This is a genomic window from Streptomyces sp. UF-297 (assembly GCF_058245575.1).
In genome coordinates, this window is the sequence record NZ_JBSIBZ010000005.1 from 106,190 (window position 1) to 120,855 (window position 14,666).

At 69.5% G+C, this 14,666-nt stretch carries 14 protein-coding genes; 3 read left to right on the forward strand and 11 right to left on the reverse strand.

Annotated elements, in window-relative coordinates:
* Nucleotides 1–38 precede the first annotated feature (38 nt).
* Both AC4IJH_RS05200 and rpmB read right to left on the reverse strand, forming a co-directional pair.
* Entirely contained in the window at nt 39–1,484 is a 1,446-nt protein-coding gene (locus tag AC4IJH_RS05200; protein WP_490850305.1) for an MFS transporter, read from the reverse strand.
* A gap of 574 nt (nt 1,485–2,058) precedes the next feature.
* On the reverse strand, nt 2,059–2,559 hold the full coding sequence (rpmB, locus tag AC4IJH_RS05205) for a 50S ribosomal protein L28 (protein WP_490850306.1): 501 nt from the start codon (nt 2,557–2,559) through the stop codon (nt 2,059–2,061).
* Between the two features lie 390 nt (nt 2,560–2,949).
* Here rpmB and rox point away from each other — a divergent pair, with 390 nt between their 5' ends.
* Nucleotides 2,950–4,377 (forward strand): rifampin monooxygenase, encoded by a 1,428-nt coding sequence (rox, locus tag AC4IJH_RS05210; RefSeq protein WP_490850384.1) that lies wholly within the window; start codon nt 2,950–2,952, stop codon nt 4,375–4,377.
* A gap of 234 nt (nt 4,378–4,611) precedes the next feature.
* On the opposite strand, the gene AC4IJH_RS05215 is transcribed toward rox, so the two are convergent.
* From AC4IJH_RS05215 to AC4IJH_RS05225, 3 genes are all read right to left on the reverse strand, one after another.
* Nucleotides 4,612–5,085, reverse strand: a complete 474-nt coding sequence (locus AC4IJH_RS05215; RefSeq protein WP_490850307.1) for a hypothetical protein — start codon at nt 5,083–5,085, stop codon at nt 4,612–4,614.
* Nucleotides 5,086–5,238: 153 nt separating this feature from the next.
* Nucleotides 5,239–5,844 (reverse strand): response regulator, encoded by a 606-nt coding sequence (locus AC4IJH_RS05220; RefSeq protein WP_490850308.1) that lies wholly within the window; start codon nt 5,842–5,844, stop codon nt 5,239–5,241.
* A 159-nt stretch (nt 5,845–6,003) separates the two neighbouring features.
* Complete coding sequence (locus AC4IJH_RS05225) at nt 6,004–7,458, reverse strand: MFS transporter (RefSeq protein ID WP_490850309.1); 1,455 nt, start codon at nt 7,456–7,458, stop codon at nt 6,004–6,006.
* 611 nt (nt 7,459–8,069) lie between these two features.
* Between AC4IJH_RS05225 and AC4IJH_RS05230 the strand changes: the two genes are divergently transcribed.
* Nucleotides 8,070–8,819: a class I SAM-dependent methyltransferase gene (locus tag AC4IJH_RS05230; protein ID WP_490850310.1), complete on the forward strand. Its 750-nt coding sequence runs from the start codon at nt 8,070–8,072 to the stop codon at nt 8,817–8,819.
* Nucleotides 8,820–9,335: 516 nt separating this feature from the next.
* Here the strand turns inward: AC4IJH_RS05230 and AC4IJH_RS05235 are convergent.
* From AC4IJH_RS05235 to AC4IJH_RS05250, 4 genes are all read right to left on the reverse strand, one after another.
* Nucleotides 9,336–10,382 (reverse strand): alpha/beta hydrolase, encoded by a 1,047-nt coding sequence (locus AC4IJH_RS05235; protein WP_490850311.1) that lies wholly within the window; start codon nt 10,380–10,382, stop codon nt 9,336–9,338.
* Between the two features lie 210 nt (nt 10,383–10,592).
* Nucleotides 10,593–11,318 (reverse strand): class I SAM-dependent methyltransferase, encoded by a 726-nt coding sequence (locus AC4IJH_RS05240; protein ID WP_490850312.1) that lies wholly within the window; start codon nt 11,316–11,318, stop codon nt 10,593–10,595.
* A gap of 79 nt (nt 11,319–11,397) precedes the next feature.
* On the reverse strand, nt 11,398–11,865 hold the full coding sequence (locus tag AC4IJH_RS05245; protein WP_490850313.1) for a hypothetical protein: 468 nt from the start codon (nt 11,863–11,865) through the stop codon (nt 11,398–11,400).
* Between the two features lie 121 nt (nt 11,866–11,986).
* Nucleotides 11,987–12,304, reverse strand: a complete 318-nt coding sequence (locus tag AC4IJH_RS05250; RefSeq protein ID WP_490850314.1) for a DMT family transporter — start codon at nt 12,302–12,304, stop codon at nt 11,987–11,989.
* A 257-nt stretch (nt 12,305–12,561) separates the two neighbouring features.
* On the opposite strand from AC4IJH_RS05250, the gene AC4IJH_RS05255 reads away from it, so the two are divergent.
* Nucleotides 12,562–13,260, forward strand: coding sequence for a DUF998 domain-containing protein (locus AC4IJH_RS05255; RefSeq protein ID WP_490850315.1), 699 nt, complete (start codon nt 12,562–12,564; stop codon nt 13,258–13,260).
* A gap of 225 nt (nt 13,261–13,485) precedes the next feature.
* Here AC4IJH_RS05255 and AC4IJH_RS05260 read toward each other — a convergent pair whose 3' ends face one another.
* A complete protein-coding gene (locus tag AC4IJH_RS05260) occupies nt 13,486–13,968 on the reverse strand; it encodes a MarR family winged helix-turn-helix transcriptional regulator (protein ID WP_490850316.1) in 483 nt (160 codons plus the stop codon).
* A 6-nt stretch (nt 13,969–13,974) separates the two neighbouring features.
* Nucleotides 13,975–14,625, reverse strand: a complete 651-nt coding sequence (locus tag AC4IJH_RS05265; protein ID WP_490850317.1) for a DJ-1/PfpI family protein — start codon at nt 14,623–14,625, stop codon at nt 13,975–13,977.
* Nucleotides 14,626–14,666: the final 41 nt, after the last annotated feature.

Consider the following 14,666-nt stretch of genomic DNA (forward strand, 5'->3'; position numbering starts at 1 on the left):
TGCGGGTCCCTGAGGATGCCAGCGGGAACGCCGGCCGGTCAGCCGCGTGGCCTGCGCGGGAGCAGGAACATCAGGCCCCACATCAGCGCCAGGGCTGCGGTGACGTACCAGATGGTGCCGGCGAAGGCGCTGGTCACGTCGGTGCCGTGGGCGCCCGCGGGGGCGTGGGCGAAGAACACCACGGAGGCCAGCGCAATGCCCAGGGCGGTGCCGAGCTGCATCGCGGTGTTGAACAGCCCGGACGCGGACCCCGCGTCCTCGTGCCCGACCTGGCTGAGCGTCAGCCCGGCGAGCCCGGAGCCGATCATGCCGAACCCGGCCCCGAGGAGGATCATCGGGGCAATGGCGGCCGCGTACGGCACACCTGTGCCCTGCGCCGTGATCAGCAGGTGATAGCCGACCAGGGTGACCGCCACCAGTACGGCACCGCCCTGCGGTACGCGCCGGGCCTGACGCACCGTCACCTTCGAGGCCAGCATGGCACCGGCCATACCGCCGATCGAGACGGCGATCGACCCCGGAGCGAACTGGGCGGGAGAAAAGCCCAGCCCCTCCTGCATGAACAGCGTCCAGGTCAGAAGGAACACGCCGGATACCAGGCCGAAGACCAGCTGAGCGGCCAGCCCGCCGGTGAACGCCTGGCCCCTGAACAGGGAAAGCGCCACCAGCGCCGAGCCGTCCTTGGCGGTCTTCGCCTTCTGCTGGGCCACGAAGAGGGCCAGCACGGCGGCCCCTGCGGCCAGCATGGCGAAGCTCCAGGCCGGCCAGTGCCGTTCGCCGCCGACGGTGAGCGGATAGGCGATGAGCAGCAGTCCCGCGCTGGAGAGGACCATGCCCAGCGGGTCCAGGCGCCGGGCATGCCGGTCACGGGACTCCGGAATGCACCGCAGACCGAGCAGCACGGTGGCCAGGCCGACCGGCAGGTTGATCAGGAAGATCGGCCGCCAGTCGAGACCGAAGAGGTCGGCACTGGTCAGGGCCGCGCCCAGGACGGGGCCGAGGACACCGCCGAGCGACATGATCATTCCGTACAGGCCGAACGCCTTGGCGCGCGATTCCCCGTCGAAGGTGACGTGGATCGTGGCCAGGACCTGCGGCACCATCGCCGCCGCGGCGGCGCCTTGAACAGCCCGTGCGGCGATCAGCGGTTCCGGGCCGGTGGCAATGCCGCACAGCAGCGACGCGAGCGTGAACACCCCCGTGCCGACGAGGAAGATCCGCTTACGGCCGCAGAGGTCGCCCAGGCGACCGCCGGTGATCAGCGCGAGGGCGAAGGTGAGGGTGTACGCGGCCGGGATCCACTGCACCGCGGAGCTGGAGGCCCCGGTGTCGGCCTGGATCGACGGCAGCGCGGTGTAGACGATCGAGCCGTCCAGCGCGTTCATCAGCTCCGCGATCAGCACCACGACCAGGGTGATGGTGCGGGCCCGGCCGGGCCCTGCGCCGGAGCGCGGGAGGCCGGAGGTATGGGTGTCGGTAGACACGGAGACAACGGTTCCTGTTCGTATGGAGGGGGAGTGGGAGCAAGCCTGGGCATGCCCGTACGCCTACTGCGCGCAGGAGCGGAAAAAGGTATGACAGAGCCCAGGCCATCGGGACACCACCGTCGAGGCATACATCGGAAGACCGCCTCAGCGGACAGCCGGAAAGAGCGCCTCACAACGAGCGGCTACAGGGCCTGGGAGATACGTCATCACCTCGGAACACGACACGGACAAAGCACGGGCGCGCTTCGCATCCCATCACAGTAGAGCCGACCCCAGTCGGAGCAAACTCATTTTCCGACGCCCTGATCCTTGCCTGCTCCGGCCCGGAGTCTTTGGGTGAAGCCGGCCGTAGCGGTCCTACGGCCGGCTTCTTGAGGGGGAGGAGTGTTACGTCACCCCTCGGATCGGTTCGGTAAACGGCTCAACAATATTCGCTGCGCTGACCGTAATCCCCGGCATTAATGGCGGCAGCGGTGAAATCCGTATGCAGCAGTCGAGTCAGTGGGCCGCAGTCGTGGCAGGGGAACTCATCCCGCTCGGGGCGGCGGCGCCACATAGCCATACCCGAGGTTCACGCCGGGGCGCGGCGCTCCACCTTGCCCTTTTTGATGCACGAAGTGCACACCTTCATTCGGACGGGCGTGCCGTCTTTGACTGCCCGCACTGGCTGGATGTTCGGATTGAACCGGCGATTCGCCCGCCCCTTGACATGCCGAACCTGAGCACGGAGTCCGGCGCGTGCGACACGCTTCCCGAAACTCGGCTGCTTACCGCAAACATCACATCGACGGGACATTCCATCTCCCTGACTGCGACACATCTCGTCGCCACTTGTTCCTCTACTGGCCATGCGCTTCGCCAGGCAATTCCACTGGTCACGCGCAGCGCGGTCCATGATCTGTACCGCCTTTGAAGGTTCCCAGATATGCGCCGAGCCACGTAACGGGTTTGCGTGCCGTGATCCCTGTCGGTAACGCGCTGACCAGCGAATACAGGGATGCCGGACGCTCGAAAGGCGCAGCACTGGCCCTGCATCGAAGGCAAAGTGCATCGATGTGAGTGCAGATTGCATTTCGGTGGGAGAGCCATGGTGATCCGCCCTGTGCCGGTCTGACCCCGGCCCCGGCCCCGTCCCGGCCTCGGATCGGAGGTCGGGCGCAGGTCGGCGGCCGGTACGCGTCCGGCCGGCATGTTCGCCCACGTGTCGGTGGGCGAGGCTGCACTCGGGGGAGAGCCTCCTGGGCCGACGTACCGTCGTAGTGCCAACGTGCCTACGTAGAAGGCGTGTTGTCGCTTCGCGAGGAGGCTGTCCGTCCGCAGCGGACAACAATAGAGAAAGGCAAGGAGGTTGCTCGCTCCTTGCCACTGTCAATTTATAGCCTAGAAGGGGGCTTGCGGCAAGGCCCCGGTCATACCGCAGAATTACCGGCCTAAGCCAGAACCTGCGGAAATGAGATTTGTAGTGATCGACGTCATCGTTGCCGGCGGCGGACCGACCGGTTTGATGCTCGCCTGCGAGCTGCGGCTGGCTGGAGTGCACGTGGTCGTGCTGGAGAAGCTGACCGAGCCGACCCAGCAGTCCCGCGGCCAGGGCCTGCACGTGCGCAGCGTCGAGATGATGGACCAGCGCGGTCTGCTGGACCGGTTCCTCGCGGTCAACGACAAGTTCCAGGTCGGCGGCCTCTTCGGCGGCATCATGAAGCCGTGGCCGGCCGGGTTGGACACGGCGCACCCGTACGGCGTCGCCACCCCGCAGCCGGTCACCGAGCGGCTGATCAACGAGCGTGCGCTCGAACTCGGCACCGAGATCCGGCGCGGCTGCGAAGTGGTCGGGCTGAGCCAGGACGAGGACGGGGTGAGCGTCGAGCTGGCGGACGGCACGCAGCTGCGCTCGCGCTACCTCGTCGGCTGCGACGGTGGCCGCAGCACGGTGCGCAAGCTCCTCGGCGTCGACTTCCCCGGCGAGCCCGCCACGGTCGAGACGCTGCTGGGCGAGATGGAGGTGACCGAGGATCAGGCGACGATCGCCGCCGCAGTCGCCGAAGTCCACAAGACCCAACTGCGGTTCGGCGTCACCCCCGCCGAGGACGGGGTGTGCCGCATCGTCGTACCCGCCGACGGCGTGGCCGAGGACCGCAGGGCCGAGCCGACCCTCGAAGAGTTCAAGCAGCAGCTGCGGGCCTTCGCGGGCACCGACTTCGGCGTGCACTCGCCGCGCTGGCTGTCCCGGTTCGGCGATGCCACCCGGCAGGCCGAGCGCTACCGGGTGGGCCGGGTGCTGCTGGCCGGCGACGCGGCGCACATCCACCCGCCGACCGGCGGGCAGGGACTCAACCTCGGCGTGCAGGACGCCTTCAACCTCGGCTGGAAGCTGGCCGCCGCGGTCAACGGCTGGGCCCCGGAGGGCCTCCTGGACACCTACCACACCGAACGGCACCCGGTGGGCGCCCGCGTGCTGGAGAACACCCGCGCGCAGATCACGCTGCTGGGAACCGATGCGGGCGCGACCGCGCTGCGCGAGCTGTTCTCCAAGCTGATGGACTTCGAGGAGGTGAACCGGTACGTCACCGGGATGATCACCGCGGTCGAGGTCCGCTACGACTTCGGCGAGGGCCACGAACTGCTCGGCCAGCGACTGCGGGACGTGAAGCTGAAGCAGGGCCGCCTCTACGAGCTGATGCACGACGGCCGCGGCCTGCTCCTGGACCAGACCGGCCGGCTCTCGGTGGAGGGCTGGGCCGACCGGGTCGACCACGTCGTCGACGTCAGCGAGGAACTGGACGTACCCGCGGTACTGCTGCGGCCGGACGGCCACATCGCATGGGCCGGCGAGGACCAGCAGGACCTCCTCAACCACCTGCCCAAGTGGTTCGGCACTGCCACCATCTGAACGCACGGCCGGCGCTCTGGATCTGCTCCCGGATGACCACCACGCCGATACGGAGCCGACGTGCTGGACAGGATCTTCGGAACGCCATAACCGCGCTCCCTCAGCGGAAACGCTGAGGGAGCGCACCTCGGCCACCTCTCGCGCAGCGCGGCCAAGAGCCAGGATCAGCACTCGTTGTCGGGATGCCCGCCCCCTCCGCTGTCGAGGTTGTCGTCATAGCCCGTCAGGGGCGGGTCAGGAATCCCCTTCGGCGGTGCGCCGTGAGGTCGGGCGGGAGAGCCGGAGCTTGTGGAGCACTTCATCCAAGAGCAGCGGATCCATGGCGAGGGCGAAGTCCCCCTGTGAGGAACGGAATTCGGCGACGTCGTAGGATTCCCACACCTCCCACGGCTCCCATGGCTCGCACTCGGGCATGCTGTCCACGCCGTTCAGAGCGACCGTGTCCGGACTGAGGTCCCTGGCCATCCGCTCTCGGCTGTCTCGCTTGTAGGGCACCCATCGCATCCGGTCCGCCGTAACGGTGAGCCGTCCGCCCGTGAAGCGAGCGTCCTCGGCCAGGAGCCGATAGGCGCTCCGGATCCGTACGGTCTTGCCCTTCCTCAGCCGTGCCAGGCGCCGGCGAGGCCCGCTGCCCACGCCGGAGAACCAAGAGTTGCCCGTGGCCCCGCCCCCTCCCAGGGGACCGATATCGAAATCAAAGATCGGCATCTCACTGCCTCCAGTCATCACCCTCCCGTGCCATGACACCTCCCGCAACACGAACAGCCACCACTGATCACACGCTGCTAGGCCCACCCCAGTCGCCCCCAGCACCGGCGCAAGTCGGCGGGGCCACCACGCCTCCGGCCCCGTCGCGCGGCGTCAGATCCAGCCGCGGGCGGAAGCCGTGCGTATCGTCTCGATGCGGTTGCGGGTTCCGACCTTGCGGTTGATGGCGGCCAGGTTGTTGCGGACCGTTCCCGGTGAGAGGTGCAGGGACGCGGCGATCTCGGCGGGGGTGTGCCCCTGCGCGGCCAGGCGGAGGATGGTGATGTCGCGTTGGCCGAGCGGGTTGTCGGGGGCGCGCAGGGAGTCGGCGACGATCTGCGGATCCAGGACCGGCTCGCCGCGGGCCACCTTGCGGACGGCGGCGGCAAGCTCTTTCACGGAGATGGCTTTGCCCACGAACCCCTCCGCCCCTGCCGCCAGGGCAGCCCCGAGGGCGCCGGGGCGTTCCAGAGCGCTCACGAGGACGACGCGGCACGTGGGCAGGGCGGCTTTGAGCTGCGCTGCGGCCGAAATCCCGTCCAGCCCGGGCAGGTTGACGTCCAGCAGTGCCACGTTCGGGCGGGTACGCAGCGCGCTCGGCACCACTTCGTCGCCCCGCGATACCTGCGAGACCACTCGCATGCCGGGCTCGGAGGAGAGAACCGCGGACAGCGCTTCGCGTGGCAGTCGCAGACCGTCGGCGACCAGCACTCGCATCATGGGTGGTTGTTCTTCCTTGAAAGTCTTGAAAGATCTGTCGGCAGGTGGGCGCGGTGTCCTGGCGGGTAGCCGGGGCCGCGTGCCAGCGGCAGAGCGGGGTGTCATGCGGCAGGTCCTGAACCCGGCTGGCGGTGGGCGCCGCCGAGTCCAGGCCGGTGTTCAGCCTGTGCGGGCGTGCTTGGGCAGCAGGAGCATCAGGGCCCACATCGCCAGCAGGGCACCTATGACGTACCCGACGGCTCCGGTGAACGCTGTGATGACAGTGGTTCCCCGGCTGCCTGCTGGGGCGTACGCGAAGAAGACCACGGTGGTCAGTGCCGTACCGAGAGCGATACCGAGCTGGGTCGAGGTAATGAAGATTCCCGATGCGGAGCCTGCGTGGGCGCGGTCGGCCCGGCTCAGGGTCATGTCGGCGAGCGCCGCGCCGATCATGCCGAGGCCGAGCCCGACCAGCAGCATCGGCGCCACGGTCAGCGCCAGAGGCAGGCTGGTGCCCCGGTCTGCGATCAGCCACGCGTAGCCGCCCAGCGTGGCAGCGGCCAGCAGCGCCCCGGCCTGCGGGGCACGCCGCCCCTGACGGGTGGCCAGGCTCATCGTCAGCCAGGCACCGCCCATTTCACCGAGCGAGGCCGCCACGAAGCCCAGGGCTGCCTGGCCGGGTGTCAGGGCGAGGCCGTTCTGCATGAACAGGGTCCAGCTCAGGAAGAACACGCCGGACAGCAGCCCGAAGACGAGCTGTGCGGCCGTGCCCGCGCTGAAGGCCCTGTTCCTGAACAGTGCCATGACGACCAGTGGGGCGCCGCCGCGCGCCGTCCTGGAACGCTGCTGGCGTACGAAGGCGAACAGGACCCCCAGGCCTGCGGCCGGCATGACCAAACTCCAGGTGGGCCAGTGGTGTTCGCCTCCGACCGTGAGCGGAAAGGCAATCAGCAACAGACCCAGGGCGGAGAGGACCACGCCCACGAGGTCCAGGCGCTGTGCGTCGCGGTCCCGGGACTCGGGGAGGTGGCGCAGGCCGAGCAGCAGCGCCGCCAGGCCGATGGGCAGGTTGATCAGAAAGATCGGGCGCCATCCGAGGCCGAAGAGATCGGCGCCGGTGACGACGCCTCCCAGGACCGGTCCGGCGACACTGCCCAGCGACATGACGGTGCCGTACAAGCTGAACGCCTTGGCCCGGGAGCCCTCGTCGAAGGTGACGTGCAGCGTCGACAGGACCTGAGGAACCATGACCGCTGCGGCACCTCCTTGGACGATACGGGCAGCGATCAGCAGGGCCGGGGTGCCGGCGACGCCGCAGAGCAGCGACGCCGCGGTGAACACGCCGGTGCCGAGCAGGAAGGTCCGCTTGCGGCCGTACAGGTCGCCGAGGCGGCCACCGGTGATCATCCCGAGGGCGAAGGTCAGCGCATAGGCAGCGTGGATCCACTGCACGGCGGAGGTGGAGGCGCCGGTGTCGTGCTGGATGGAGGGCAGGGCTGTGTCGACGACGGAGCCGTCGAGGGCGTTCATCAATTCGGCGACGAGGACGACGACCAGCGTGATGGTGCGGCGACGGCCGGTGCGCTTTTCAGCGGCGGTGAAGCGGAGCGGGAAAGTGTCGGTGTCAGCGGACACGGCGCAGTTCCTGTTCTGGCGTACAGAATTGGGGGAAAAGGGCAGGCCGGGCATGCCCGTCCCGCTCACTGCGCGACAGGAGGATACGGGTACGACGATGCCCAGGCCGATGGGTACGCCACTGCTGAGGCGACCGCGCACTGCTGCGAAAGGCAGGGGGTCAAGCCTCACGACTAGCGGCTATCAGACCTGGGAGATAAGTCATCACCTCGTGACATCAATGAATGGAGCACACGGCTCCATGAGCGCCATCACGTTACTTTCCTGCCCACAAGGCCCGCAAGCGATTTATGGCCCTCCGGGCGGGCTCTCCTGATCGGTTACAGGTCGCACGCTCCGGTCCGGTGCAGATCGGCACCATGACGCCGGGTAGGGTCAACTCCACTACAAGCCATGGGTGTTCGGCTGGCGCGAAGACCGTCGATCCGGGCCACGCCGCCGGATACGAATCCCCGGTGCCGGGCCGTGCTGAATGCACGTCCGCTTCGCGTACCGGCCCGGCCGGGGTGGAACGGCGGGTGCCAACTGCCCCGCCGCTGGGCTCGTACGCTGGAGTGCTGCGGCTACGGGCCGAGGCGCTGTGAGGCTGCGGTGTGCGGAAGGCGGGCGCGGTGGCGGACGGCACGGTGTTCTTCGATGAGCTGGTCTCTGCGTACGAGACGCTCGGCGCGGACGAGTGGCCGCCGCTGCGCGACTGGATCACCCCTCACCTGCCCGAGCACGGCGGTCGCGCGGTCGACCTGGGCTGCGGCTACGGCCGCTTCGCCCCGCTGCTCACCCCGCGCTTCGACCACGTGCTGGGCATCGACATCTCCGAACGCTCCATCGCGCGGGCGCGGGCGACCCACGCCGCGCCGAACACCGTCTTCCGCGCCGGCGGCCTCCTTGACGTCACCCCCGAGCGCGACGGCCGTTTCGATCTCGTCCTCTCCGTCAACGCCCTGCACCACCTCGACGACCCCGTCCGCGCCGCGGCACAGGTCCGCGACCTGGTCGCCCCCGGTGGCCGGGCGATCGTCGTCGACCTGCACGGATCCCCGCACTGGGGCACCCCCGCATGGCACGTCGACAAGGCCTTTCACGACGCCCGCCAGTCGTACCTGCACCGTTCCCAGAACGCGGCCGTCGCCGCCGAACTGCTGCGGCTGTTCCTCAGCCCCACCTGGCTGGCCCACTGCTACGCGCACGTCCCGCTCGAACCCGGGGCCTTCCGGCGCGTCTACGGCGATGCCTTCCCCGGAGCCGCCTTCCACAGGGTCGACAACCTCGACCTCGTCACGGCCGTCACCTGGCAGGCCCCTGAGAGCCCCGAGCGCCCGGTGGTCCCCGTACCGTCGCCACAGCTGCGGCACCTCCGCTGAGGCTTCGCTGAGTCAGGGGGTCGGTGGAGGGCGGGTCGTGCTCAGCGCCATCCGGTCGGCCGGTCTTGGCTCTTGTGTGCGGGACGGGACGGGACGGGGCGGGACGGGGCGGGGCGGGACGGGACGGCTCCGGCGAGACGCGCCGTCTCTGCCGGGGCGGCGTCGGCGCGTACGCGGGCGGCCGTCGGCCTTGGGCGCTCAAGCCGTCACTGAATCGCCGACCGGTGTCATGCGTCGAAGGACCGCGGTGCGGTGGGGGGCAGACCGTCGTTGCCCATCGCGCCTGCGGACCTCCCTATGGGAACGGAACCCGAACCTCAGAGGGCGAAAAGAGGAGCCCCGGTACCACGAGGGGCATCACCAGCACCGGGCCGTCGGCGCCAACGGCCCCGGGGAACGCGACCGGAGCCGTACGGCGATCATGACGCTGAAGTCGGCGACGGCGGCCAGGGGACCGAGCAGGACCGGCGGCACCGGCCGCAGGCACGCGGTGCCCCGGGGCCGCCCGACGCCTGCCTATTCGGCAGGCCGGTTCCCCGCGCCGGACTGTGCGAGGAGGCGCTGGAGCCAGCGGGTGCGGGCGTTGCGTGCGTCCTGGCTGAGGGTTGCCTGTGGTGCCAGGCCGTCGAAGCCGTGGTAGGCGCCGGGCCACACGTGCAGTTCGGCCTGGCCGCCGGCCTGCCAGATGGCGTTCGCGTACGCCACGTCCTCGTCCCGGAACATCTCGGCCGACCCGACCTCGATGTAGGCCGGGGGGAGTCCGGAGAGGTCCGTGGCGCGGGCGGGGGCCGCGTAGGGCGGCAGGTCCGCAGCGCCGTAGCGGTCACCCAGCACTGCCTTCCATACGGTCGTGTGGGAGGTGAGGTCCCATATGCCGAGGCCCGACATCTGATGGCTGGAGAAGGTGCTGTTGCGGTCGTCGAGCATCGGGCACAGCAGCAGTTGTCCCAGTGCCTCGGGGCCGCCGCGGTCACGGGCCAGCAGGGCGAGGGCCGCGGCGAGTCCGCCGCCGGCGCTCTTGCCTCCGATGATGATGCGGTCCGCGTCGATGTCCAGTTCGGCGGCGTGCTCGGTCGCCCAGGCGAGTCCGGCGTAACAGTCCTCCAGCGGCCCGGGGTACTGCGTCTGCGGCGCCAACCGGTACTCGACCGAGATGACGGCCAGCCCCAGCGGGAGGACCCACTCGCGGAGAATCCGCGGAAGCACGGACCATGCGTTGCCCATGACCATGGCGCCGCCGTGCATGTAATAGAGGAGAGGGAGCGGCCCGGTGAGTCCGGACGGCCGCGCGCTCACGAGCGTGACGTCCGGTGCGCCCGGCGGTCCCGGCACACAGAACTCCGTGACCTCGAAGCGGCCGTCGGCGCGAAGGTCCTCGGCCGTCGGCCTGGGCCGCGACGTGGCATCCCGCTCTTGCCGGGCCGCAAGATTTTCCGGGGTGACCGGCTCCCTCGACTCCGTACCCAAGGCCGCCAGTACGACGCTCAGTTCGGGGTCGAAAGGAGGTGCTGCCTTCGGCGTGGGGAAGCGGCCGGACTCCGACGGCGCTCGGCGGACACTCATGACCGGCCTCCCGACCGTACGGTGGGATGCAGCCCGGCATCCGCGGGGAAACAACTCAACCGCACACGTGCGAACCTGGGGAACACTCGTCTGAGACCCATACGGCGTAGCCAATCACACCGCCAGGCAGCGCCGATGCCCAGGCCGGTGAGGGCTCGCGTCGTCTCGAAGGAGAACGGAGGGAAGGCTGAGCGAGGTGGGCCGCTGAATTCATGGGCGTCGCGCGACGAAGACGAATTCCCGGCCCGGTCGGTCAGGGGCGTTGCGAACGTCTTCCACCGCGTAGCCGTGCGCGGCCAAGTCCCGCTCGACGTCCTGGCGTTCACGGAAGCGCAAGGTCGAATCCGACGTCAGCACCTGGCCGTCCGCGGCGAACACATACGTCCCTCGGAATGTCACCAGCGGCACGCTCACCTCGATCAGCTCGACCCAGCTCTCCACGGCGCCGACTCCTGGAATTTCCGTCACGCGGTAAGAGTTCTCGCGGTTCCACTCCTCCCAAGCGCGCTTCGCGGGATCCCGAGTCTCGAACACCAGGTGCCCGCCGGGCCGCAGAGCTTCGTAGGCGCTCCGCAGCGTCTTCTGCCATGTCTGCGGATCGGCGATGGCCTGGGCGACATTCGCCGTCATCGTCGCGAGATCAACCCGCAGAGGCGGAAGGGCCGTCGCGTCACCGCGAATCCAGTGGACTCGCGCACTGCCCGGTTTGGCCCGGGCAACTTCGATGGAAGCCTGGGCGGGATCGATACCGATGACCTCAATGCCGCGGTCGGCCAGCAGGAGGGCGAACACCCCGGTGCCGCAGCCGATGTCGAGCACTCGCTGTGCCCCGAATTCCTCTGCTATCCGGACGTATGCATCGAGATCGCTGAGATCAGGGTCGAGCGGGTCATAGACCGCGGCGAGCCGTGGATGCCCGAAGCACTCGTCAGTCATGCCGTCGAACGTAGGTGGAGATGGCGTCGGACGACTACGAGGTTTCCCAGAGCAGGAGGCGGCGGGGCCTGACAGTTGCTCAGGAGCGGCGTCCGCGCAGGGCCCGCCAGGCGTCGCTCACCGCATCCTCGGACCGCAGCCACCAGCCCTCCAGCGTGTTCCGCACCGTTGTCAGCAGCCACCGCCACTTCAACCATGGCGGCAGCTTTCGGAACGGTACGAACGTCAGGGTGTCCCTGATGGGGTGCTCGGCGAAACCGCCGGGGCCCTCGGCGCGCAGTGCGTCGTACAACTCCGGCGTCAACGCGCCGTGGAGCCGGGCCGCGACACCCGCCGCGGTGAACGCGAACCCCCGCTGACCGGCGTCCGGCAGCCGCATCGCCCTGACGATCCGAGGGGAGGCCTCAGCCAGCGAACAGTGGAAGGCCAGCCCGATCACCGCCGAACCCAGCGGCCACTCGCCCCGCTCGAACGCGGCATCCACCTCGGCAGGGTCGTCGATACGCGACACACCCTCGCCACTCACCCAGTCGTATGCAGCTGCCATGCCGACCCCGCCCCATGTCTGCCACCCGTCGCCCCTCGTGCCTCGTCCTTCGTCCTTCGGCGGGAACGCCTTCTACTTGTCGATCATGCCTTGCACGGCAGAGCGCGAGCGCAGCACGCGGTCACGAGCCACTGACCTTCAGGCCGATGACCCCGCCGATGATCAGGACCAGTGACACGATCTTCAATGCCGAGACCAGGTCGCCCATGAAGAGCATGCCGTACGTGGCGGTACCGGCCGCGCCGATGCCGGTCCACACGGCATACGCGGGACCGACGTCCAGCTTCTTCAAGGACAGCGTGAGAAGCCCGAAACTGCCGAGCGCCAGCACCGCGAAACCGATGGTCGGCCACAGCCGGGTGAATCCGTTGGAGAGTTTGAGACAGACGGCGAAGCCGGTTTCGAGGATTCCCGCGATGATCACGAGTATCCAGGCCATGAATCTCACCTCCGGACATCTCCCCGAGGATTGATCACAGCCTCGCCTCGGCCACGGCACGCCGCCATCACCACTGCTCCAGACGGGTGAACGCCGCCCTCGGCGCCGTGCAGGGCGGGTATCGCGCCGGGAACGCTCACGAACTGCGATAGAGCTGCGGTTCTGCGGTGAGCGGTGGCTTCATCGAAGGGGTACCTGGCGCGAGGCGACTGTGTCGCAGCGGACGCGGCGTGCCCGCCCGGATACCGTCATCGGCCATGGCCGCTCGACGTACCTCCCGCCCAGCCCCCGCGACGCGACCGGTCTCGCGCCCCGCCGCATGGCTGCTTATCGGCGCGGCCGTCCTCTACAGCACCTGGCTGCTGGAATTCGCCCTGAAGACCGGCCTGAGCCACGACCACGCCTTCGTCAGTGAACTCGCCGCGGCCGACCAGCCCTACCGGTGGCTGTTCGGGGCGACGGACACACTCGCCGGGGTGTGCGCGGCGGTGGGCGGCGCGTTGATGGTCGTCGCCTCGGCGGTCCAAGCCCGGCCCAGCACCTGGGTGCTGGTGGGATGGGCAGCGCTGGCACTCTTCGGGCTCGCCACCGTCGCCGACGTCGCCGTCTTCCCGCTGGACTGCGCACCGTCGGCCGACGCCGGATGCCGCGCCGCCGAACAGGCCGGGACCGTCTCGGTACGGCACAAGGTGCACGCCTTCACCAGCGTGAGCGCGAACACCGCGCTGCCGGCGGCCATGGGAGCGCTGGCGATCGCCGCCCGCCGCCTGGGGGTACGGACCTGGCTCTACCGCTGGGGACTGCCGGTCTTCGCCGCCGAGATCGCCTGCCTCGTACTGACGCTGGCACTGCTCCCCACCGGGGAATGGTTTGCCGTTCCTCAGCGGGTCGGCGTGGCCCTCGCCGCCGTATGGATGCTGGCCGTTGCGCTGACCGAATGCCGGCCCGCACGGTGATGCGGTCCACCGCACCGCACGGCCCGGCGGACGGCGATGCCCGCGACCTTGTTGGCGACAGCGTGGCGTACGCCCCCAATGCCGGTCGCCTTGGCCCCACGGCTCGCCTTGGCCCCACGGCGCTCCGGCCGAGACGGAACCGGCCGCAACCCGCCTACGCGTAGGCGCCCGGCCCGTTGGCGACGCACCCGTCAGGCTGGGGGCGCCGGATGCCGCGCCCGTTCGTCAGTCCTCACTGCTGAGCGCGCCAAGGGCAGCGGACAGTGACTCCAGCGCCTGCATCACCGCACTGAACTCCTTTTCCCCGCCCAGCTGTTCACACAGCCGGGCGGCGAACTCCGCGTGACCGGGGTTGATTTTGCGTACGGCCGCGAGACCCTCCGCCGTAGGTGCCAGGAGCTTGGCGCGCCGGTGGGCCGGATTGGGCCGGTACTCCGCCAGTCCGCGCTCCACCAGCAGGTCCGCGATGCGCTGCACGCTCTGGCGGGTGATGCCCATGGCGCGGGCGATGCCGGAGACGGGCAGCGGCTCGCGCAGCACCGCGCCCAGGACCTGCCACCAGGCGGCCGTCAGTCCGGCGGGTGCGGCCAGTTGCTCGGATACGGAAAGGAACTGGCCGTTGAGCCGGAAGACGCCCAGAGCGGTCCGGCTGAGCAGTTCGGGCGCGGCGGCTCCAGGGGCGGTCGGCTTCGTGTCGTGCTCCCGCATGCCGCGTCACTCGCCTTGGCCGGCGGCCATCAGGATGGGGAAGGCCGAGGCGTCGGAGTGCTGGAACAGGCGGAACCAGGCGTCGAGGACGTGCGGCTCCATGACGTCCAGTTCGGCGAAGATCTCGCGGGCGAAGGCGGCCGGGGCGGTGGGGCCCGCGGTGATCAGGCCGTTGTCGCGCACCGCGTCCGTGTCCTGGTAGCGGTCGGCTCCCTGGTAGCCGGGCTGGTGGGCGAGGTACTCGGCGGCGCCGCTGGTGTGGGCGCGACCGTCCAGCAGTCCCTCGCGGGCCAGCCCGGCGATCGCGCCGCAGATCGCCGCCACCGGCACTCCGGCGTCCAGGAACTCACGTGCTTTACGGGCGAAGGGGCTCAATTCCTCACCGGTATCCCACAGTTGAGCGCCCGGGAGGATGAGCAGCGCGCTGTCTTCGGGGCGCAGCGCGTCCAGGGCGAGGTCGGGCAGGATGCGCAGGCCGCCCATGGTCGTCACCGGGCGGTCGGCCGTGCTCCCGACGGTGGCGATGTCGTAGCCGGTCCGCCCCTGGCGGAAGGATGTGCCCTGGCGGAGGTGGGCGGCGGCGTGCCCGTACTCCCAGTCCGCGAGGGTGTCGTACGCGGCGATATGGACGGTCGGGCCGGTGGGTTGACTGGGCATGAGGCTCTCTCTCGGCTCGCGCGAACGCTCAGATGACAGCA

Bases quoted from the DNA above. Each gene is read 5' to 3' on its own strand.
- AC4IJH_RS05240 (WP_490850312.1), bottom strand. From the start codon at position 11,318: ATGACTGACGAGTGCTTCGGGCATCCACGGCTCGCCGCGGTCTATGAC.
- AC4IJH_RS05215 (WP_490850307.1), bottom strand. From the start codon at position 5,085: ATGCCGATCTTTGATTTCGATATCGGTCCCCTGGGAGGGGGCGGGGCC.
- AC4IJH_RS05265 (WP_490850317.1), bottom strand. From the start codon at position 14,625: ATGCCCAGTCAACCCACCGGCCCGACCGTCCATATCGCCGCGTACGAC.
- AC4IJH_RS05220 (WP_490850308.1), bottom strand. From the start codon at position 5,844: ATGATGCGAGTGCTGGTCGCCGACGGTCTGCGACTGCCACGCGAAGCG.
- AC4IJH_RS05235 (WP_490850311.1), bottom strand. From the start codon at position 10,382: ATGAGTGTCCGCCGAGCGCCGTCGGAGTCCGGCCGCTTCCCCACGCCG.
- AC4IJH_RS05245 (WP_490850313.1), bottom strand. From the start codon at position 11,865: ATGGCAGCTGCATACGACTGGGTGAGTGGCGAGGGTGTGTCGCGTATC.
- AC4IJH_RS05250 (WP_490850314.1), bottom strand. From the start codon at position 12,304: ATGGCCTGGATACTCGTGATCATCGCGGGAATCCTCGAAACCGGCTTC.
- AC4IJH_RS05260 (WP_490850316.1), bottom strand. From the start codon at position 13,968: ATGCGGGAGCACGACACGAAGCCGACCGCCCCTGGAGCCGCCGCGCCC.
- AC4IJH_RS05255 (WP_490850315.1), top strand. From the start codon at position 12,562: ATGGCCGCTCGACGTACCTCCCGCCCAGCCCCCGCGACGCGACCGGTC.
- rpmB (WP_490850306.1), bottom strand. From the start codon at position 2,559: ATGCAATCTGCACTCACATCGATGCACTTTGCCTTCGATGCAGGGCCA.